This window comes from Maritimimonas sp. 2205BS37-2 (assembly GCF_056591755.1).
Window position 1 is genome coordinate 59,554 of record NZ_JBWQOI010000003.1, and the last position, 18,254, is coordinate 77,807.

The following is an 18,254-nucleotide window of genomic DNA, read 5'->3' on the forward strand; positions in this document are numbered from 1 at the left end:
AAATCACTTTAAATTGTATCGTTGTTAATCAAACGCTTGATTTCAAAAATCTAGGCACTGGTCTCTGATTATTTAATTCACAGCCTACACCCTTTTAAGTTTAGGTTTACTTTTCTCAGATTCAAGTGCCTTTTTCTTTAATATAAATTGAGTACTGTTAAAGGTACTAATTATATATTGATCTTCGCATAATCTCATAATATTCAAAATAAAAGAATTTACCTTAAAAAGCACCTTTTGTGTTTTTATAGAATTGCGTTACTTTGCAATTAATGAAAAAATACTTTTTACTTCTTATTCTAATCATAAGTACTGCCGGTTGCGAGCGTGATGATATCTGTATAGACCCTACCACACCTAACTTAATACTTAAGTTTTTAGATGCAGCAGATTTAAGCAATACCAATGGAGTTAGTGGGTTAGAGATAAAGATTCTTGATCTTGAAGAAGACACCATAGTTACTAGAACGGGAGATTCAATTTTTATTCCTTTAAGAATAGACAACGATATTACCACGTATACGCTAACAAATCAAATCGCTACGGACGACATAAGAACAGACACGATTGTATTGAGCTATCAACGCAATGAAACTTTTGTGGGCCGTTCCTGTGGGTTTAAAACAACATTTGAAAACGTTAACATAGAAAGCTCAACCAATAATTGGATTCAAGCCATTACAACTATAGAAGATCCTCAAAACATTGAAAATGAAACAACAGCACATATTACCATATCTCATTAGTATTTTATTATTGAGCTGTTTCATTTCATTTGCTCAGCAGAAAACTACCGTAAAAGATAGTATTATAAAAAACAAGTATGGCCTTCGCGTAGGCATTGATCTTTTTAATCCAACCGCTGCCATCGTAGAAGACAAACGAAAAGGCTTAGAGCTGGTTGCCGATTATAGAATTGGCAAAAAATGGTATGTCGCTGGCGAATTAGGTTATCTTGAAAATAAGTCAGATCTCGATAATATTAATTTCACAACCGACGGTCAATACATAAAAGTTGGTGTAGATTATAATGCATATGAGAACTGGCTTGATATGGAAAATGCCATTTATATAGGTTTCCGTTATGGTTTTAGTACTTTTTCGCAAACTTTAAATAGTGGTACCATTTTAAGTTCAGATCCACTTGTGCCCGATCAACCAATTAATGCACCTCAAGAATTTAGTGGATTAAATGCACATTGGGCAGAACTAGTAGTTGGAGTAAAGGCCGAAGTTCTTAATAATCTTTACCTTGGATTTAGCTTTAGCGGTAAACGAATGCTTACTACCAAAGAGGCTGAAAACTTCAAAAATTTATTTGTGCCCGGATTTAACCGCGTGTTTTTAAACAATTCAGGTTTTGGCTTTAATTATACCATTTCTTATTTAATTCCGCTCTACAAAAAGGCTAAATAAAGATTTTTTCCGTAAATTTATATTTGCTTAAAATTTAAAATAATTATGAAAAATATACCTAGTGTAGATCTATCTGACTTTTTATCAGATGATCCAAACAGAAAGCAAAAGTTTGTAAGTGAAATTGGTAAAGCATATGAAGATATTGGTTTTGTTGCTTTAAAAGGACATTTTTTAAGTGATACCTTAGTTGATAACTTATATGGTGAGATAAAAAAGTTCTTTGCGCTACCTGTGGAAACTAAGCGAAAGTATGAGATAGAAGGTATAGGTGGGCAAAGAGGTTATGTGTCATTCGGAAAAGAAAGTGCGAAAGGGAAAAAAGAAGGCGACCTTAAAGAATTTTGGCACTTCGGACAGTATGTAGAAAATAACCCGAAGCTCGAAGCTGAATATCCGAAAAATGTGACCGTTAATGAATTATCTGAATTTAATTCGGTAGGTAAAGAAACTTATAAAATGCTTGAAAAAACAGGTGTTTATGTATTGAGAGCATTGGCTCTATTTTTAAGTTTAGAAGAATATTATTTTGATGACTATATAAAGAATGGGAATAGTATTTTAAGACCGATTCATTACCCTCCTATTACATCAGAACCTAAAAATGCTGTACGTGCAGCTGCCCATGGCGATATCAATCTTATTACTTTATTGATGGGCGCTCATGGTAAAGGCTTACAGGTTCAAAATCATAAAGGAGAATGGCTCGATGCTATTGCAGAACCTGATGAGTTGGTAATTAATGTTGGAGACATGCTCTCACGTCATTCAAATAACAGATTAAAATCTACCATACACAGAGTTGTTAATCCTCCAAGAGAACTTTGGGGAACATCACGTTACTCCATTCCGTTTTTTATGCATCCAATTAGTGAAATGCCATTAGATTGCTTAGAGAATTGTATTGATGATGAACACCCAAAACTCTATGATGATATCACTGCTGGTGATTTTTTAAATGAGCGTTTAGTAGAATTAGGATTGATTAAAAAGTAATTACCCTATTAGATTTACGCCATCTTTCAAATTGTAAATCTAAAAAGAGTAAACAAAAATCATTGTATGGACTTACAAGATCAGTTAAGAAAACTGTTCCCAGATCAAATTTCTGAACAAGAAGAAATTCCAAAAGAAAAAAATGATCTATGGATGCAGGATGCTCCTATTGTTTGTAAATATGAGAAGCGAAAAGGCAAACCTATTACCATTTTAGAGGGCTATACAGGTGCACAAAGTGATTTTAAGAAATTAGCTAAGGAGTTGAAAACCAAACTAAGTGTTGGTGGTAGTTATAAAGATGAAAAAATTATTATTCAGGGTGATTATCGCGATAAGATCATGTCTTTATTAAAAGAGAAAGGGTTTAAGGTAAAGCGAGTTGGAGGATAATATGAATAAGGTTTTAATATTTGCTTTTCTGTTTTCTATTGCACTTGGTGGATGTAAATCTGAAAAGAAAAACACACCTGTTATGGATCCAGATAAAGTAGAAAGAAGCTCAGCAAAAAAAGAAACAAAGATTTTCTTCACAAAAGATGAAATTTCACTTCCTGCGAAGGATAGTATTTATACTTCTAAAGGAAATGAAGTTATTTTTTTTAGACCTACAGAATTTGATTTTGGCCTACGTCTAGAAGATACCCAAGACAAAAGCTTACTAGATCTTGATGGAAATTTTGAAGAGCTTACCCTCGAAGTAATTGATACCTTTAAAGCAAATAAAAATGTAAAGATTTCTATTTGCGAAAAGCCAATGATTGCGATTCCTCTGGCAAACGAAACGTTATATTTTAGTACATCCAAAAAACTATACGGCATCATTTTTTGTAAAACAGAGACTCGACCAACTTTTAAACTTCCAACAGAAAAGAACATTATTGAACAAATAAAAACTGCTTACAATTTATAATGAGAAGAATTGCAGAATCTGAATTAATCATAAATCCTGATGGAAGTATATACCATCTTAATTTAAAGCCCGAACAGGTTGCTACCACTGTGATTACGGTTGGTGATCCAGATCGAGTCTCTAAGATTACCAAACATTTTGATAATGTTGAGTACTCTATAAGATGTAGAGAATTTAAAACGGAAACCGGCACCTATAAAGGAAAGCGATTTACTGTTATTTCAACAGGTATTGGCACTGATAATATAGATATTGTTTTAAATGAACTTGATGCATTAGTGAATATTGATTTTAAATCTAGAACGTTAAAAGAAAAATTGACATCTTTAGACATTGTTCGTATTGGAACTTCAGGAAGTATTCAAGAAGACATTCCGGTTGATAGTTTTGTAATTTCAGAATATGGTATGGGCTTAGATTGTATGCTTCAGGCTTATGAATGCGATCATATACTTGAAAAAGATCTAGAAGATGCTTTTGTACAGCAAATTGGATGGAATATTAGAAGAGGAATTCCTTACATGGTAAAATGTAGCGCTCATCTCTTAAACAAACTTAATACAGACGGAACTGTTGTTGGTTGTACGGCTACCATGAATGGCTTTTACGGACCTCAAAGCAGAATAATCCGTCTTTCAGTTAAAGATACTAAACTCAATGAAAAAATGAGTGATTTTAATTTTAACGGTATTCGAATCACTAATTTAGAAATGGAAACTGCAGGTATTTACGGTCTTTCAAAATTATTAGGACATAATGCCTTATCAATGAATGCAATTCTCGCAAATAGAGTGCAGGGAAAATTTAGTGAGAATCCTGCTGAGCTCGTTGAAAAATTAATCGTGTATACTTTAGATAAACTCACCAAATAGTACATGAACATTGAGGAGTACAGAGCTTATTGTTTGTCCAAAAAAGGCGTAACAGAATCTTTCCCATTTCCTAAACTGCCAAGTGTATTAGTATTTAAAGTTCTAGGCAAAATGTTTACTGCTACTAATGTCAACTCCTTTGAAAGTATCAGTGTCAAAGCCAACTCTGCTACAATTGAAGAATTACGAGAACGCTATTCTTGTTTAGATACACAACCCTATATGCATAAAAAACATTGGAATAAAGTTACTTTGGATAATTCTGTTTCAGATGATCTAATTTTTAATTGGATTGATACTTCTTATCAGTTAGTAATCAGTAAATTTTCTAAAAAACAACGTACTCAACTAAAAGCTATTTGATTTAAAATGAAGAAAATAAAGATTGGCGGTGTACCCGAACATTTTAACTTACCCTGGCATCTCGCTATAGAAAATAAAAAATTCGAAAAAAAAGGTGTTGATCTAGAATGGGAAACATTTCACGGTGGCACCGGAGCTATGTGTCAAGCTCTCAGAGAAGGTACTATTGATGCTGCGATTATACTAACCGAAGGCATTATTAAAGATATAATTAACGGTAACCCAAGTAAAATAGTTAAGGTTTATGTAGAATCTCCACTGCTATGGGGAATACATGTGGGTGCTAAATCTAAATTTCAAAAAATTGATGATTTGCGCAATGCAAGAATAGCCATTAGTCGTTATGGTTCTGGCTCTCAATTAATGGCAATTGTCAATGCACATAATAATGACTTTGATATTAATAACCTCAAGTATGAAGTTGTAAAAAATCTTAAAGGAGGTATAAAAGCACTTACTGAAGGTAGTGCCGATTATTTTATGTGGGAACATTTTACAACGAAACCATATGTTGACAAAGGAATCTTTAGAAGAATTGATAATGTTAAAACGCCTTGGCCTTGTTTTGTATTGGCTGTTAGAAATGAAGTACTAGAGAAAGACAATGAAACTGTTCAAACAATTATTAGAGTAATTAATAAACAACTCAAAGAATTTAAAAATCCGTTAGAGATCGAGGGTTTAGACATGTTATTTTCTGAGCGATATGAACAAAAAATAGAAGACATAAGAACCTGGTTATCAATCACAAAATGGAACAGAAAGAAAGGCGTTTCAAAGAAATTAATTAATGATATACAAAATAAATTGGTAATGTTTAGCGTTATTGAGCAACACGTTCATTATAAACAACTGATTAAAAAAGTTTTCTAACCTAAAAACTAAAGTCATGAAACGAAATTTATCTTTTATAATTTTTGTGATTGCTATGGCTTTACTATTAATATCATGCGGAGGATCACATCAGTGTTCTTATGCAGAAAAAGAAAAAACTAACCCTAACCCTACAGAAGTTACTGCTACAGAAGTTTCAGTAACCGAATAATTAATCAACAAGCCAACCGAAAAACCGTATTATCATTGATAGTGCGGTTTTTTTAATGTGCTGCACTAAACCTTATTCTGTTATTATAGAAGAAGTGACTCCGTTTGTAGTTCGTATTAAGTAAAATTAGGCCTTAGGTAAAAAAACTTCCGCCATCATACATCGCGCACTGCCCCCACCGCATGCTTCTATTGTGTCTAATGAACTAGACATTATATTGCAATGCTTTTCAAGTTTTTCAATTTGCTGAGATGTTAAACTATCATAAGCCGCTTGGCTCATTATTAAATAACGTTCATCATCTGCACCTTTCACTTGCAACATATTTCCGGCAAAATTGTTTACCTGATCTTCTGTAATGGCGATGATCTCTTTACCAGAACCCTTTAAATGTTTAATTACATTTTTCCTTTCTTTTTTATCATCAATACAATCTAGGCAAATAACTGAAAAAGTTTCACCTAAGCACATCATCACGTTGGTATGATATATTGTTTTGCGTTTATTATTTACCGTTTGATAAGAAGTAAACGTAACAGGTGTATATTCGAAATCTTCACAAAACTCAATGAACAAATCTTCGTCGGCACGAGGCGATAAAGCGCAATAGGCAATTCTATTAAGTCTATCTAAAACTACACTACCGGTACTTTCTAAAAAAACATCACTCTCTTCTGCAGAAGTATAATCAATAATATTTTTAATAATATAACCTTGCTCTTCTAATGTATCTAAAATATCTTCACGTCTTTCAAATCTCCTATTTTCCGCAAACATAGGATATAAGCCTACATTGCCATTCTCGTGAAATGAAACCCAGTTATTTGGAAAAATAGAGTCGGGTGTATCGTGTTCTTTCGTATCACTTACTACCACGACATTGACACCAATTGAGCGCAGCTTTTCTACATAAGTGTCAAATTCATTTTGTGCTTTAGTATTAACCGTTTCTGGTAATAGATTATCAATTACTTTTTGGTAGTAATTATTAACCGCTGTTTGTTCGTTCATTCTAAAACTAACAGGGCGAATCATTAAAATGGTATTTGTAGTTTGTTGCATTTAAGAATTGAAATAGGGCTCCAAATGTAATAGATTTAATAGAAAAAATAAATTAACTTTCTAAAAAAAATAACCAAGTTTCGTTATTAATCTTTAAGGTGAATTAATGTTGAATTCGAATGCTTATTGGTTTCGAAGCTTAGTCTCTAATTAACGGCATTGTCGAGCAACGCAATAAACCTTCTTGCTTTGCAATCTCTGCATAAGGAACCTCTTCAACTGTAAAGCCTTGCTCGCGTAGCCATGTATTTAAGCGAGTAAAGTTTCTTTCAGAAATGACCACTTCTGGAGAAATAGAAAAAATATTACTATTCATATGATACATTTCATCTTTAGTAATTTCAAAAACATTCTCTTTGCCGAAGTAATTCACCAACCATTCATACTCTTCTTCAATAAGAAAGCCATTTTTATGAAGTATTGCTTTGTTCTTACCAATAGGTTGAAAACAACAGTCAAGGTGCAGCGCGTTCTCTTTCGGGCTTGTATTGCTCTTTCTAAGTTCAAAAGCCTTGACTTTTTTATGCGGAAATAATTGTTCTAGAGCCTTAACAGCCTCATTATTTGTTCTTGCCGTAATAAAATCGGGGTAATCTTCACCTGTATATGTTCCTATAAATATATACTCATTCCAAGGCATGACATCACCTCCTTCTACATGACATTCTTCCGGTAAGGTAATAACTCTTTCGGGATCAATCTGATCGATTACATATTGAATGGCATCAATTTCTTGATCGCGATCGGGTAATATATTCGACTTAATAAATTTATCGTCAATTACAAAAGCAATATCTCGTGCAAAAATCTGATTATAATCCTTTATTGCGTTAGGTCTAAATACCTTAACGTTATACTTTTCAAAAACTTTAGCAACCGCTTCCATTTCAACAACCATATCTTCTATCTTAGGGTAGGTACCAGCTAAAATATGTTCTCTTGACTTTGGATCATAAGCCTCTTCAAAAGTAGGCGTAGGCCCATTACTATTGGCAGTTCCTAAAACTACAGCGCGTAATCTTGAGGTTTCGTTTTGAATATTAAGTTTTAACATAGAGCAATAAAAAAAGCTTCACGTATTTCTCTATGAAGCTCACTTTAAATTTTGAAATTTATCGTTTATCTAGTGTTTTGAAATCACGGTGATTTTCACCGATATAAACTTGACGTGGTCGACCAATTGGTTCTTTTCGTAAGCGCATTTCACGCCATTGAGCTATCCATCCTGGCAAACGACCTAATGCAAACATTACAGTGAACATTTCAACAGGAATTCCCATTGAACGATAAATTATACCTGAATAGAAATCAACATTGGGATATAACTTCCGTTTTACAAAATATTCATCTCTTAGAGCTTCTTGTTCTAATCCTTTCGCAATATCTAAAATAGGGTCTTCAACGCCTAAATCACCTAATACTTCATCTGCTGCTTTTTTAATAATACGTGCGCGCGGATCAAAGTTCTTATAAACTCTATGCCCAAAGCCCATTAAACGGAACGGGTCTTCTTTATCTTTGGCTTTCGCCATATATTTTTTAGTATCCCCACCATCTTCTTTAATAGCCTCCAACATTTCAAGTACTGCTTGATTTGCACCACCATGTAATGGGCCCCAAAGTGCTGAAATACCCGCTGAAATTGAAGCAAATAATCCGGCATGTGACGAGCCTACAATGCGTACCGTAGATGTAGAACAATTTTGTTCATGATCTGCATGCAATATCAATAATTTATCTAGAGCATCTACCAATATAGGGTTTTGCGTATATTCTTCATTAGGTTGTTTGAACATCATTTTTAGCAAATTCTCTACATAACCCAAAGATTTATCGCCATAATCTAATGGTAATCCCATATGTCTTCGCATGGTCCAAGCCACAAGTATGGGCATCTTTCCTAAAATCTTAACAATGGCATTGTACATTGCTTCTGGTGATGAAACATCAACAGAAGAAGGGTTAAACGCCGTTAAAGCACTCGTTAATGAAGATAATATCCCCATTGGATGCGCCGTTCTAGGAAAGCTCTCTAGAATCTTCTTTAAATCTTCATCTACTACCGATTTCGACTTAATATCAGTATGAAATTTCTCTAATTCTTCTTTAGTTGGTAGTTCACCAAAAATTAAAGCATACGCCACTTCCAAGAAATCAGCTTTTTCAGCTAAATCTTCTATGGAATATCCTCTATAGCGTAAAATTCCTTTTTCTCCATCTAAAAAAGTAATCGCACTTTCGCAAGAACCTGTATTCTTATATCCTGGATCAATTGTAATTAATCCTCCTGTACTACCACGTAGACTCTTAATATCAATAGCAGTTTCGTTTTCAGTTCCGTGTATTAACGGAAATTCATACTTCTCACCATTGACTTCTAAAGTTGCTTTATCTGACATATTTCTTCGATTAGATTATTAAAATTGAAAGTATGCGAATTTACGAATTTCCCCTCGAAATATAAAGTCACATTCAAAAGGATTGCTATATGCCAATATTGCCTATTTTAGAACCATATAAAAAGGGCAATTACCTAGATAATTGCCCTTCATTGATATTTCTTTATTAAGAACTATTTTGACACTTTAAATGCCTTTTCTTGAGGATAATAAGCTACTTCTGCCAATTCTTCTTCAATACGTAATAATTGATTGTATTTTGCCATTCTATCAGAACGAGAGGCTGAGCCCGTTTTAATTTGTCCTGTATTTAAAGCTACTGCCAAATCAGCAATTGTATTATCTTCGGTTTCACCAGAACGATGACTCATTACAGAGGTATAGCCTGCATTATGCGCCATATTTACTGCTGCAATTGTTTCAGTAAGCGTTCCTATTTGGTTTACCTTAATTAAAATAGAGTTAGCGATACCTTCATTAATACCACGTGAAAGGCGTTCAACATTCGTAACAAACAAATCGTCACCTACTAGTTGAACTTTATTCCCAACTTTATCGGTCAATGATTTCCAACCGTCCCAGTCATTTTCGTCCATCCCATCTTCAATAGATATAATTGGGTATTGCTCACAAAGGTCTGCTAAGTATTGTGCTTGTTCTTCGCTGCTTCTCACTTCTCCTTTCTCACCTTCGAATTTTGTATAATCGTATTTACCATCAACATAAAACTCAGCAGAAGCACAGTCTAACGCAATCATGATCTCATCGCCAAGCTTATAGCCTGCATTTTCAACGGCCTTTGCAATGGTATCTAAAGCATCTTCGGTACCATCTAATGTTGGAGCAAACCCTCCTTCATCTCCCACCGCAGTTGATAAATTTCTATCGTGTAGTACTTTTTTCAGGTTATGAAAAATTTCAGAACCCATTTGCATGGCTTGTGTAAAATTAGTGGCTTTTACAGGCATTACCATAAATTCTTGAAATGCGATTGGCGCATCAGAATGTGAACCTCCATTGATGATATTCATCATGGGTACCGGTAAGGTATTCGCAGAAACACCTCCTACATATCTATATAATGGCATTCCTAATTCATTTGCTGCTGCTTTTGCACAGGCAAGAGAAACGCCTAAAATGGCATTTGCACCTAAATTTGACTTATTGGGTGTACCATCTAAATCAATCATTAATTGATCGATTGCATTTTGCTCAAAAACCGAAGTTCCTAATAGTTCCTGGGCTATTTTAGAGTTTACGTTTTCAACGGCTGTTAACACTCCTTTACCCATATAGCTTTTTCCTCCATCACGTAATTCAACGGCCTCATGTTCTCCTGTAGAAGCTCCTGATGGCACTGCAGCTCTTCCAGAAATACCATTCTCTGTAACTACATCTACCTCGACCGTTGGGTTCCCTCTTGAATCAAAAATCTGTCTTGCGTGAACGCTAATAATAATGCTCATTATACTATTTTTTTGTCTTGTAAAGTTAAAAATTATGTTAGGTAAATTATTCTTAAAAAACAGTTTTGTGCGATAACGTTTTCGGCTTACGCTCCTACCGGATTACTTTTTTTAAGGTTCTCAATAAATTGATCAAATAAATACGCTGCATCATGTGGTCCAGGGCTAGCTTCTGGGTGGTATTGCACTGAAAAGCAATTTTTATTTTTTAAGCGAATACCAGCAACCGTATTGTCATTTAGATGTACATGTGTAATTTCTACATCATTATTAGCTTCTGTTTCTTCTCTATTAATTGCAAAACCATGATTCTGTGAGGTAATCTCGCCTTTTCCGGTAATTAAGTTCTTAACAGGGTGATTGATACCTCTGTGACCATTATGCATTTTGTAAGTAGAAATTCCTTGAGATAATGCAATCACTTGATGTCCAAGACAAATGCCAAAAACAGGTAAATTTCTTTCAATGATTTCTTTTGCAACAGCCTGAGCATTTTCTAAAGGTTCTGGATCTCCAGGCCCATTTGATAAAAAGTACCCATCGGGATTCCAAGATTGCATTTCTTCAAAAGACGTATCATAGGGAAACACTTTAATATATGCTCCACGTTTAGCTAAGTTTCGCAGAATGTTCTTTTTAATCCCCAAGTCAAGAGCTGCAACCTTATATGTGGCATTTTCATTTCCAACAAAATAAGGTTCTTTAGTAGAAACTTTAGATGCTAATTCAAGTCCATTCATTTCCGGTACTTTTGCTAGCTGTGTTTTAAGAGCATCTATATTTTCAGTTTCGGTTGAAATGATAGCATTCATAGCACCATTTTCGCGAATATAACTTACCAAAGCACGTGTATCAACGTCTGAAATTGCAATAAGGTTATGCTTCTCTAACCATTCTTTTAGCGAACCACTAGAATTAGGACGGGAATGTGTAAAGCTAAAATTTCTAACTATAAGCCCAGATATTTTAATTCCATCTGATTCTATTTCTTCATCATTAACACCGTAATTACCAATATGTGCATTGGTGGCCACCATAATTTGGCCAAAATAAGATGGGTCTGTAAAAATTTCTTGATAACCTGTCATTCCGGTATTGAAACAAATTTCACCGGTTGTAGTTCCTTCAATTCCGATCGATTTTCCTTCAAAAATGGTTCCGTCGGCTAATAAGATAATTGCTTTTTTTCTGGATAGGTATTGCATTTTCAAAAAGTTTGACAAAAATAGCATAAAAAAAAGGACAAACTCAAATTTAGTTTGTCCTTTTTAATAATATACTTTATTCTATTCTTATAATGATTCGTAATGTGTGAACATTGTATTAATATCTTTGTCTTTTTTATAAGATAAATTATTATCTGAAATAAATTTCTTCATTTTACCTTCTTTTTCTTTATCTATAAATTTAAAGAATGCTTTCTTCGAAGGTTTAAGTTCGGTCATCATGTTTCCGTCATAGGCCACGAGCTTATCTCTTTGAAAAATTTTTCTATGTTTACGATTAAGCATTGGATCTGGGTGAGCTTCTTGTATTTTAATATAATGCTCTCTAAGTATTGAAAGGTCTTTACCTGAATATATCACCTCATACACTTTATCTTTACCCTCTTTTGAATCATAAAAACTTTTAAAAAGTCGTCCGTTAACAGTAACTTTATCATCACGCGTAACATTATAGACAAAAACAGAGTCATTTTCGATCTTAGACATAAATGCTTGCTTATCTAAACTAAAATTAATGTTAGGAACAATATACTTTTTCTTACCTATATAGATTTGTCCTATATTTTTCCATCCGTCAAATAAGTATTGAGATCCTTCAACAAAAACTTTATCATAGCTAAATTTTTTAGCTTCTGAATACAAACCTCCAGAATTACCTGAATAACTTCCTTTAATTTTCCCGATCGGTGTACCTCCTTTAGCAGATTCAAAGGAGCCTCCTCCTTCAATTAGCTGGCCAAAGCTAATACCACTAACAAAAATGAACGCCATAAATACTATTTTCTTCATAATTTTGACTTCTTTATTAATAAAATTCGTAATAAAGATAATAAAAAAGGCTAAATGATGGTCTCATTTAGCCTTTTTATAAAGTATTTAAGAATATAACTCTATTCTTCTTCTTCTGTAGATTTTGTGTCAGCCACTGGAGGAGTAGCAACATCTCCAGCTTTTTTACCACCTCTTCTTCTACGAGTAGCTTTTTTCTTCTTTCCTTTAGGATTATATAATTCGTTGTAGTCAACCAATTCTACCATAGCCATATCAGCATTATCACCTAATCTATTTCCTAATTTGATGATACGTACATAACCTCCTGGTCTATCAGCCACTTTTGTAGAAATTTCTCTGAACAATTCAGTTACAGCATGTTTATTACGTAAATAACTAAATACAATTCTACGGTTGTGTGTAGTATCTTCTTTAGATTTTGTAATTAATGGCTCAACGAACTGACGTACTGCTTTTGCCTTAGCAACAGTAGTATTAATGCGCTTATGCTCAATTAAAGAACAAGCCATGTTAGCTAACATTGCTTTTCTATGCGCAGTTTTTCTGCTTAAATGATTAAATTTCTTTCCGTGTCTCATCTTTCTTCAGATATTAGACGCTAGACATTAGGAGTTAGACAACAAGGTCTATCCTTCTGTCTTGTATCTTGTTTAATTATTCTTTATCTAATTTATACTTACTTAAATCCATTCCGAAAGTTAACCCTTTGTTCGCCACTAACTCATCCAATTCAGTTAATGATTTCTTACCAAAGTTTCTAAATTTCATTAAGTCATTCTTGTTAAATGACACTAAGTCACCCAATGTATCGACTTCTGCAGCTTTTAAACAGTTTAGTGCTCTTACAGAAAGATCCATATCAATCAATCTTGTTTTAAGCAACTGTCTCATATGTAATGATTCTTCATCATAAGACTCTGTTTGTGCAATCTCATCTGCTTCTAATGTGATACGCTCATCAGAGAATAACATAAAGTGATGGATTAAAATTTTAGCCGCTTCAGTTAACGCATCTTTAGGGTTAATTGAACCATCAGTAATGATATCAAATACTAACTTTTCGTAGTCAGTTTTTTGCTCAACACGATAGTTTTCTACAGCATATTTCACATTCTTTATTGGAGTGTAAATAGCATCTGTAAAAATTGTTCCTAAAGGAGCATTTGCTTTTTTATTATCTTCAGATAAAACAAAACCTCTACCTTTTTCTATAGTAATCTCCATATCTAATTTCACAGAAGATTCCATGTTACAAATCACTAATTCTGGATTTAAAACCTGGAAACCTGAAATAAAATTCTGAAAATCACCTGCTGTCAATTGTTCTTGACCGCTTATTGAAATCGCTACAGTTTCATTATCTGACTCTTCAATTTGTTGCTTAAAACGAACTTGTTTTAAGTTTAAGATAATTTCGGTCACGTCTTCTACAATTCCTTTTATAGTAGAAAATTCGTGCTCAACGCCTTCAATTCTAATAGAGGTAATTGCATATCCTTCTAAAGAAGACAACAACACTCTACGCAAAGCGTTACCTACTGTTAAACCGTAACCAGGCTCTAAAGGTCTAAATTCAAATCTACCTTCAAAATCGGTAGATTCAATCATAATTACTTTATCTGGTTTTTGAAAATTTAAAATTGCCATATTTTTTCTTCGTTTTAATTGTTATTTAGTTGCGCGGTTTATAAGTGTGAAGAAATACAAACAAACCCTTTGGCTAAATACCAATATGTTTAATTTATTATTTAGAATATAACTCTACGATAAATTGTTCGTTAATGTTTTCTGGTATTTGAATTCTTTCTGGAATTGCAACAAATGTACCTTCCATTTTATCTCCGTTCCAGTTTAACCATTCGTAAACATTACTACTATTAGCTAAAGAGCTTTCAATTGCTGTTAAAGATTTAGATTTCTCTCTAACCCCTATTACATCACCAGCTTTTAATTGGTACGATGGAATATTCACAATCTCACCATTAACTGTAATATGACGATGTGATACTAATTGACGTGCACCTCTACGAGAAGGAGAAACACCCATTCTAAATACCACATTATCTAAACGAGATTCACATAATTGTAATAAAATTTCACCCGTAATACCTTTACTACGTGAAGCTTTATCGAATAAATTTCTGAATTGACGTTCTAAAATACCGTATGTGTATTTTGCTTTTTGTTTTTCCATTAATTGAACAGCATACTCAGATTTTTTACCTCTTCGTTTGTTATTTCCATGCTGTCCTGGAGGATAATTTCTTTTTTCAAAAGATTTATCATCTCCAAAAATTGCCTCGCCGAATTTACGAGCAATCTTAGTCTTTGGTCCTGTATATCTTGCCATTTTTAGTGATTTATGAAAGGGATTATGAATTAAGGCTTCCTCCTTCGATAATCTTAGTCCTTTCTCTTAATTAATTATTAAATAAAACTGAACTGCTTAGCATCTCTTTAAAACTTAAATTGACGCAAAAATTAGTTCTGTATAAAATTATACTCTTCTTCTTTTTGGAGGACGACATCCGTTATGAGGAATTGGAGTTACATCAATAATTTCTGTTACTTCAATACCAGCATTATGAATTGTTCTAATTGCAGACTCTCTACCATTACCTGGGCCTTTTACATAAACTTTCACTTTACGTAAACCGGCTTCTAATGCAACAGCAGCACAATCTTCAGCAGCCATTTGAGCAGCATAAGGCGTGTTCTTTTTAGAACCTCTAAAACCTTGTTTACCTGCAGATGACCAAGAAATTACGTCTCCTTTTTTATTTGTTAAAGAAATAATGATGTTATTAAATGAAGCTGTGATGTGTGCTTCACCAATTGCATCAACTATAACTTTACGTTTTTTTGAACTTGACTTTGCCATATGTTTTTTAGTTTCTAGTTGTTAGTTTTTAGTTGTTAGAATCCTAAACATTTCTATTTCAATCAGATTCATCTAACTTCTAAATACTAATGACTAATGTCTTACTTATTATTTAGTTGCTTTTTTCTTATTAGCAACAGTTTTTCTTTTACCTTTTCTTGTTCTAGAGTTGTTCTTAGTACGTTGACCTCTTAATGGTAAACCTACTCTATGACGGATACCTCTGTAACAACCTATGTCCATTAATCGCTTAATGTTTAATTGTGTTTCAGAACGTAATTCACCTTCAATAGTATAAGAACCTACTTGCTCACGAATTCTACCGATCTCGTCATCAGACCAATCCTGAACTTTAGTACCTTCATCAACTTTAGCATTTACTAAAATTTCTTTAGCTCTACTTCTACCAATACCGTAGATGTATGTTAATGAAATTACTCCTCTTTTTTGTTTAGGTATGTCAATTCCTGCTATTCTTGCCATAATTATCCTTGTCTTTGTTTAAATCTAGGATTCTTTTTGTTGATTACATATAATCTGCCTTTTCTACGTACAATTTTGCACTCGGCACTTCTCTTTTTTACTGATGCTCTAACTTTCATCGTTTTAGTATCTATAAGTTATGCGAGCCTTTGTTAAATCGTATGGGCTCATTTCTAATTTTACTTTATCTCCTGGTAATAATTTTATATAATGCATACGCATTTTTCCAGAGATATGTGCAGTAACAATATGACCGTTTTCTAATTCAACACGGAACATAGCATTTGATAATGCTTCACTAATTGTTCCATCTTGCTCTATTGCTTGTTGTTTTGCCATAATTATGCTACTGATTTTCTTTTAGTTCCGGTCTTCATTAAACCATCGTAATGACGATTTAATAAATAAGAATTTATTTGCTGAATGGTATCGATTGCAACTCCAACCATAATCAACAATGACGTTCCGCCATAAAACATAGCCCAACCTGGTTGCACACCTGCCTTAACAATAATAGCAGGTAAAATAGCTAAGAAAGCTAAGAATAACGATCCAGGTAATGTTATGCGTGATAATATTGTATCTAAGTAGTCTGCCGTTTCTTTACCAGGACGAATACCCGGCAAAAAGCCTCCACTTCGCTTTAGATCATCTGCCATTTTATTGGTAGGTATTGTAATCGCAGTATAGAAATAACTAAAGATAATTATCAAAATAGCAAACAATACATTATACCATAAGCCAAACATGTCTATAAACTCAGTACCAATAGCCTTTAAAGTTTCATTTTCTGCTTTGGCTAATAAGCTTGGTACAAACATTAATGCTTGGGCAAATATAATTGGCATTACACCCGAGGCATTTACCTTTAATGGTATATATTGTCTCGCTCCAGCAATATTTCCAGCATTTCCAGCAACTGTTCTTCTGGCATATTGAACTGCAATTCTTCTTACAGCTGTAACTAATAACACACAGGCTAAAATTACAACCAACCAAACAATCACCTCAATAAATACCATCAATAAACCTCCATTACCTTGTGTAACTCTAGAAGAAAACTCTTGCATAAAGGTAGATGGGAACGTAGCTATAATACCGATCATAATCAATAATGAAATACCATTTCCAATTCCTTTATCAGTAATACGTTCTCCTAACCACATCGCAAAGATCGTTCCGGCAGTCAATAAAATAATGGAAGAAAACCAGAACATTGGTCCGTTACCTAATAAGAATGCGCTTTGAGGAATTCCTAAAGTAGGTAAACTAACAATATATGTTGGTGCTTGTATTAACAAAATACCAACTGTTAACCAACGCGTAATCTGCGTAATTTTCTTCTGACCACTAGCGCCTTCTTTCTGTAGTTTCTGTAAATAAGGAACCGCAATTCCCATTAGCTGAACTACAATAGAAGCTGAAATATATGGCATAATACCTAATGCCATTACAGAAGCTTGTGCGAATGCACCTCCTGTAAAAGCATTTAACAGTCCTAAAATATTATTATTATCTGTAGTGTTTTGAAGCCCAGAAAGCTGTGTAGGATCAATACCAGGTAATGGTACTTGCGCCGCTAAACGGTAAACTACCATTAATCCTAGTGTAAGAATGATCTTATTTCTAAGTTCTTCAATCTTCCAGATATCTTGTATAGTACTTATAAAATTCTTCATGTACTTTTATACGTATTAAAGGGCTACAGCTTCACCGCCTGCTTTTTCAATTGCAGCCTTTGCAGTAGCAGTAAACTTATGAACTGTAACATTTAGTTTAGCTTTAAGCTCTCCTCTACCTAATATTTTTACTAAATCATTTTTACGAGCTAATCTATTTTCTACAAGAACATCCATAGTAACGGCATCTTTAATTCTACCGTTATCAACCATTTCTTGTAATTTATCTAAGTTGATACCAACATATTCTTTACGATTAATGTTAGTAAAACCAAACTTAGGAACTCGGCGTTGTAAAGGCATTTGACCACCTTCAAAACCAATTTTCTTAGAATAACCTGAACGAGATTTAGCACCTTTATGACCTCTTGTAGCGGTACCACCTTTTCCAGATCCTTGACCACGACCAATTCTCTTTCCTTGATTTTTTACCGAACCTGCTGCAGGTTTTAAGTTATTTAATTCCATAACTCTATATTATTAAGCTTCTTCTACAGAAACTAAGTGTTTAACTTTATTTACCATTCCTACTATAGTAGGTGTAGCGTCATGCTCTACAACTTGATTTAACTTACGTAAACCTAGAGCTTCTAACGTTCTCTTTTGATCTTGAGGACGATTAATTTTGCTACGAATTTGCTTTACTCTAATTTTTTTCATC

At 33.7% G+C, this 18,254-nt stretch carries 25 protein-coding genes; 9 read left to right on the top strand and 16 right to left on the bottom strand.

Annotated elements, in window-relative coordinates; genetic code table 11:
• Positions 1–272 precede the first annotated feature (272 nt).
• The 9 genes from AC1EUU_RS13190 (at position 273) to AC1EUU_RS13230 (ending at position 5,605) form a co-directional block, all read left to right on the top strand.
• Entirely contained in the window at positions 273–746 is a 474-nt protein-coding gene (locus AC1EUU_RS13190; protein WP_480201913.1) for a DUF6452 family protein, read from the top strand.
• A complete protein-coding gene (locus AC1EUU_RS13195; protein WP_480201914.1) occupies positions 712–1,416 on the top strand; it encodes a DUF6048 family protein in 705 nt (234 codons plus the stop codon). The genes AC1EUU_RS13190 and AC1EUU_RS13195 overlap by 35 nt, the downstream gene beginning before the upstream one ends.
• Before the next feature lie 45 nt (positions 1,417–1,461).
• Positions 1,462–2,412 (top strand): isopenicillin N synthase family dioxygenase, encoded by a 951-nt coding sequence (locus AC1EUU_RS13200; RefSeq protein ID WP_480201915.1) that lies wholly within the window; start codon positions 1,462–1,464, stop codon positions 2,410–2,412.
• Between the two features lie 66 nt (positions 2,413–2,478).
• Positions 2,479–2,805 carry a translation initiation factor gene (locus tag AC1EUU_RS13205; protein ID WP_480201916.1) on the top strand — a complete coding sequence of 109 codons (327 nt, stop codon included), beginning with the start codon at positions 2,479–2,481 and terminating at the stop codon, positions 2,803–2,805.
• Position 2,806: 1 nt separating this feature from the next.
• Positions 2,807–3,325: a hypothetical protein gene (locus AC1EUU_RS13210; RefSeq protein WP_480201917.1), complete on the top strand. Its 519-nt coding sequence runs from the start codon at positions 2,807–2,809 to the stop codon at positions 3,323–3,325.
• Positions 3,325–4,197 carry a nucleoside phosphorylase gene (locus AC1EUU_RS13215; protein WP_480201918.1) on the top strand — a complete coding sequence of 291 codons (873 nt, stop codon included), beginning with the start codon at positions 3,325–3,327 and terminating at the stop codon, positions 4,195–4,197. Before AC1EUU_RS13210 ends, AC1EUU_RS13215 begins: the two co-directional genes overlap by 1 nt.
• A gap of 3 nt (positions 4,198–4,200) precedes the next feature.
• Positions 4,201–4,560: an MmcQ/YjbR family DNA-binding protein gene (locus tag AC1EUU_RS13220; protein ID WP_480201919.1), complete on the top strand. Its 360-nt coding sequence runs from the start codon at positions 4,201–4,203 to the stop codon at positions 4,558–4,560.
• Positions 4,561–4,566: 6 nt separating this feature from the next.
• Positions 4,567–5,433 (top strand): substrate-binding domain-containing protein, encoded by an 867-nt coding sequence (locus AC1EUU_RS13225; RefSeq protein WP_480201920.1) that lies wholly within the window; start codon positions 4,567–4,569, stop codon positions 5,431–5,433.
• A gap of 16 nt (positions 5,434–5,449) precedes the next feature.
• Positions 5,450–5,605, top strand: a complete 156-nt coding sequence (locus tag AC1EUU_RS13230) for a hypothetical protein (protein ID WP_480201921.1) — start codon at positions 5,450–5,452, stop codon at positions 5,603–5,605.
• 126 nt (positions 5,606–5,731) lie between these two features.
• Here AC1EUU_RS13230 and ctlX read toward each other — a convergent pair whose 3' ends face one another.
• The 16 genes from ctlX to rpmD form a co-directional block, all read right to left on the bottom strand.
• Positions 5,732–6,667, bottom strand: coding sequence for a citrulline utilization hydrolase CtlX (gene ctlX, locus AC1EUU_RS13235; RefSeq protein ID WP_480201922.1), 936 nt, complete (start codon positions 6,665–6,667; stop codon positions 5,732–5,734).
• Positions 6,668–6,806: 139 nt separating this feature from the next.
• A complete protein-coding gene (locus tag AC1EUU_RS13240; RefSeq protein ID WP_480201923.1) occupies positions 6,807–7,721 on the bottom strand; it encodes a dimethylarginine dimethylaminohydrolase family protein in 915 nt (304 codons plus the stop codon).
• 58 nt (positions 7,722–7,779) lie between these two features.
• Positions 7,780–9,066: a citrate synthase gene (locus AC1EUU_RS13245; protein ID WP_480201924.1), complete on the bottom strand. Its 1,287-nt coding sequence runs from the start codon at positions 9,064–9,066 to the stop codon at positions 7,780–7,782.
• A gap of 173 nt (positions 9,067–9,239) precedes the next feature.
• Positions 9,240–10,532, bottom strand: coding sequence for a phosphopyruvate hydratase (eno, locus tag AC1EUU_RS13250; protein ID WP_480201925.1), 1,293 nt, complete (start codon positions 10,530–10,532; stop codon positions 9,240–9,242).
• An 86-nt stretch (positions 10,533–10,618) separates the two neighbouring features.
• The gene (gene carA, locus AC1EUU_RS13255; protein WP_480201926.1) at positions 10,619–11,737 is read right to left on the bottom strand and encodes a glutamine-hydrolyzing carbamoyl-phosphate synthase small subunit; all 1,119 of its coding nucleotides are present in this window, start codon (positions 11,735–11,737) and stop codon (positions 10,619–10,621) included.
• 87 nt (positions 11,738–11,824) lie between these two features.
• The gene (locus AC1EUU_RS13260) at positions 11,825–12,547 is read right to left on the bottom strand and encodes a hypothetical protein (protein WP_480201927.1); all 723 of its coding nucleotides are present in this window, start codon (positions 12,545–12,547) and stop codon (positions 11,825–11,827) included.
• Positions 12,548–12,648: 101 nt separating this feature from the next.
• Positions 12,649–13,128, bottom strand: coding sequence for a 50S ribosomal protein L17 (rplQ, locus tag AC1EUU_RS13265; protein ID WP_480201928.1), 480 nt, complete (start codon positions 13,126–13,128; stop codon positions 12,649–12,651).
• A 76-nt stretch (positions 13,129–13,204) separates the two neighbouring features.
• Entirely contained in the window at positions 13,205–14,197 is a 993-nt protein-coding gene (locus tag AC1EUU_RS13270) for a DNA-directed RNA polymerase subunit alpha (protein WP_480201929.1), read from the bottom strand.
• A 97-nt stretch (positions 14,198–14,294) separates the two neighbouring features.
• Positions 14,295–14,900 (bottom strand): 30S ribosomal protein S4, encoded by a 606-nt coding sequence (gene rpsD / locus AC1EUU_RS13275; RefSeq protein WP_480201930.1) that lies wholly within the window; start codon positions 14,898–14,900, stop codon positions 14,295–14,297.
• A gap of 147 nt (positions 14,901–15,047) precedes the next feature.
• Positions 15,048–15,431, bottom strand: coding sequence for a 30S ribosomal protein S11 (rpsK, locus tag AC1EUU_RS13280; RefSeq protein ID WP_480194017.1), 384 nt, complete (start codon positions 15,429–15,431; stop codon positions 15,048–15,050).
• A 108-nt stretch (positions 15,432–15,539) separates the two neighbouring features.
• Positions 15,540–15,914 (bottom strand): 30S ribosomal protein S13, encoded by a 375-nt coding sequence (gene rpsM / locus AC1EUU_RS13285; RefSeq protein ID WP_480201931.1) that lies wholly within the window; start codon positions 15,912–15,914, stop codon positions 15,540–15,542.
• A 2-nt stretch (positions 15,915–15,916) separates the two neighbouring features.
• Positions 15,917–16,033 carry a type B 50S ribosomal protein L36 gene (ykgO, locus tag AC1EUU_RS13290; protein ID WP_073370549.1) on the bottom strand — a complete coding sequence of 39 codons (117 nt, stop codon included), beginning with the start codon at positions 16,031–16,033 and terminating at the stop codon, positions 15,917–15,919.
• A gap of 4 nt (positions 16,034–16,037) precedes the next feature.
• Positions 16,038–16,253, bottom strand: a complete 216-nt coding sequence (infA, locus tag AC1EUU_RS13295; protein WP_480194015.1) for a translation initiation factor IF-1 — start codon at positions 16,251–16,253, stop codon at positions 16,038–16,040.
• A 2-nt stretch (positions 16,254–16,255) separates the two neighbouring features.
• Positions 16,256–17,593: a preprotein translocase subunit SecY gene (secY, locus tag AC1EUU_RS13300; RefSeq protein ID WP_480201932.1), complete on the bottom strand. Its 1,338-nt coding sequence runs from the start codon at positions 17,591–17,593 to the stop codon at positions 16,256–16,258.
• A gap of 15 nt (positions 17,594–17,608) precedes the next feature.
• Positions 17,609–18,061 (bottom strand): 50S ribosomal protein L15, encoded by a 453-nt coding sequence (gene rplO / locus AC1EUU_RS13305; protein ID WP_480201933.1) that lies wholly within the window; start codon positions 18,059–18,061, stop codon positions 17,609–17,611.
• A 12-nt stretch (positions 18,062–18,073) separates the two neighbouring features.
• Positions 18,074–18,253: a 50S ribosomal protein L30 gene (gene rpmD / locus AC1EUU_RS13310; RefSeq protein WP_480201934.1), complete on the bottom strand. Its 180-nt coding sequence runs from the start codon at positions 18,251–18,253 to the stop codon at positions 18,074–18,076.
• Position 18,254 lies beyond the last annotated feature (1 nt).

Coding starts and splice junctions, on each gene's coding strand:
- rpsM (WP_480201931.1), bottom strand. CDS start 15,914: ATGGCAAGAATAGCAGGAATTGACATACCTAAACAAAAAAGAGGAGTA.
- AC1EUU_RS13260 (WP_480201927.1), bottom strand. CDS start 12,547: ATGAAGAAAATAGTATTTATGGCGTTCATTTTTGTTAGTGGTATTAGC.
- AC1EUU_RS13200 (WP_480201915.1), top strand. CDS start 1,462: ATGAAAAATATACCTAGTGTAGATCTATCTGACTTTTTATCAGATGAT.
- AC1EUU_RS13230 (WP_480201921.1), top strand. CDS start 5,450: ATGAAACGAAATTTATCTTTTATAATTTTTGTGATTGCTATGGCTTTA.
- AC1EUU_RS13270 (WP_480201929.1), bottom strand. CDS start 14,197: ATGGCAATTTTAAATTTTCAAAAACCAGATAAAGTAATTATGATTGAA.
- secY (WP_480201932.1), bottom strand. CDS start 17,593: ATGAAGAATTTTATAAGTACTATACAAGATATCTGGAAGATTGAAGAA.
- rpmD (WP_480201934.1), bottom strand. CDS start 18,253: ATGAAAAAAATTAGAGTAAAGCAAATTCGTAGCAAAATTAATCGTCCT.
- rpsK (WP_480194017.1), bottom strand. CDS start 15,431: ATGGCAAAGTCAAGTTCAAAAAAACGTAAAGTTATAGTTGATGCAATT.
- eno (WP_480201925.1), bottom strand. CDS start 10,532: ATGAGCATTATTATTAGCGTTCACGCAAGACAGATTTTTGATTCAAGA.
- AC1EUU_RS13240 (WP_480201923.1), bottom strand. CDS start 7,721: ATGTTAAAACTTAATATTCAAAACGAAACCTCAAGATTACGCGCTGTA.
- rpsD (WP_480201930.1), bottom strand. CDS start 14,900: ATGGCAAGATATACAGGACCAAAGACTAAGATTGCTCGTAAATTCGGC.
- infA (WP_480194015.1), bottom strand. CDS start 16,253: ATGGCAAAACAACAAGCAATAGAGCAAGATGGAACAATTAGTGAAGCA.
- AC1EUU_RS13220 (WP_480201919.1), top strand. CDS start 4,201: ATGAACATTGAGGAGTACAGAGCTTATTGTTTGTCCAAAAAAGGCGTA.
- carA (WP_480201926.1), bottom strand. CDS start 11,737: ATGCAATACCTATCCAGAAAAAAAGCAATTATCTTATTAGCCGACGGA.
- AC1EUU_RS13215 (WP_480201918.1), top strand. CDS start 3,325: ATGAGAAGAATTGCAGAATCTGAATTAATCATAAATCCTGATGGAAGT.
- AC1EUU_RS13210 (WP_480201917.1), top strand. CDS start 2,807: ATGAATAAGGTTTTAATATTTGCTTTTCTGTTTTCTATTGCACTTGGT.
- AC1EUU_RS13225 (WP_480201920.1), top strand. CDS start 4,567: ATGAAGAAAATAAAGATTGGCGGTGTACCCGAACATTTTAACTTACCC.
- AC1EUU_RS13245 (WP_480201924.1), bottom strand. CDS start 9,066: ATGTCAGATAAAGCAACTTTAGAAGTCAATGGTGAGAAGTATGAATTT.
- ctlX (WP_480201922.1), bottom strand. CDS start 6,667: ATGCAACAAACTACAAATACCATTTTAATGATTCGCCCTGTTAGTTTT.
- ykgO (WP_073370549.1), bottom strand. CDS start 16,033: ATGAAAGTTAGAGCATCAGTAAAAAAGAGAAGTGCCGAGTGCAAAATT.
- AC1EUU_RS13195 (WP_480201914.1), top strand. CDS start 712: ATGAAACAACAGCACATATTACCATATCTCATTAGTATTTTATTATTG.
- rplQ (WP_480201928.1), bottom strand. CDS start 13,128: ATGAGACACGGAAAGAAATTTAATCATTTAAGCAGAAAAACTGCGCAT.
- AC1EUU_RS13190 (WP_480201913.1), top strand. CDS start 273: ATGAAAAAATACTTTTTACTTCTTATTCTAATCATAAGTACTGCCGGT.
- rplO (WP_480201933.1), bottom strand. CDS start 18,061: ATGGAATTAAATAACTTAAAACCTGCAGCAGGTTCGGTAAAAAATCAA.
- AC1EUU_RS13205 (WP_480201916.1), top strand. CDS start 2,479: ATGGACTTACAAGATCAGTTAAGAAAACTGTTCCCAGATCAAATTTCT.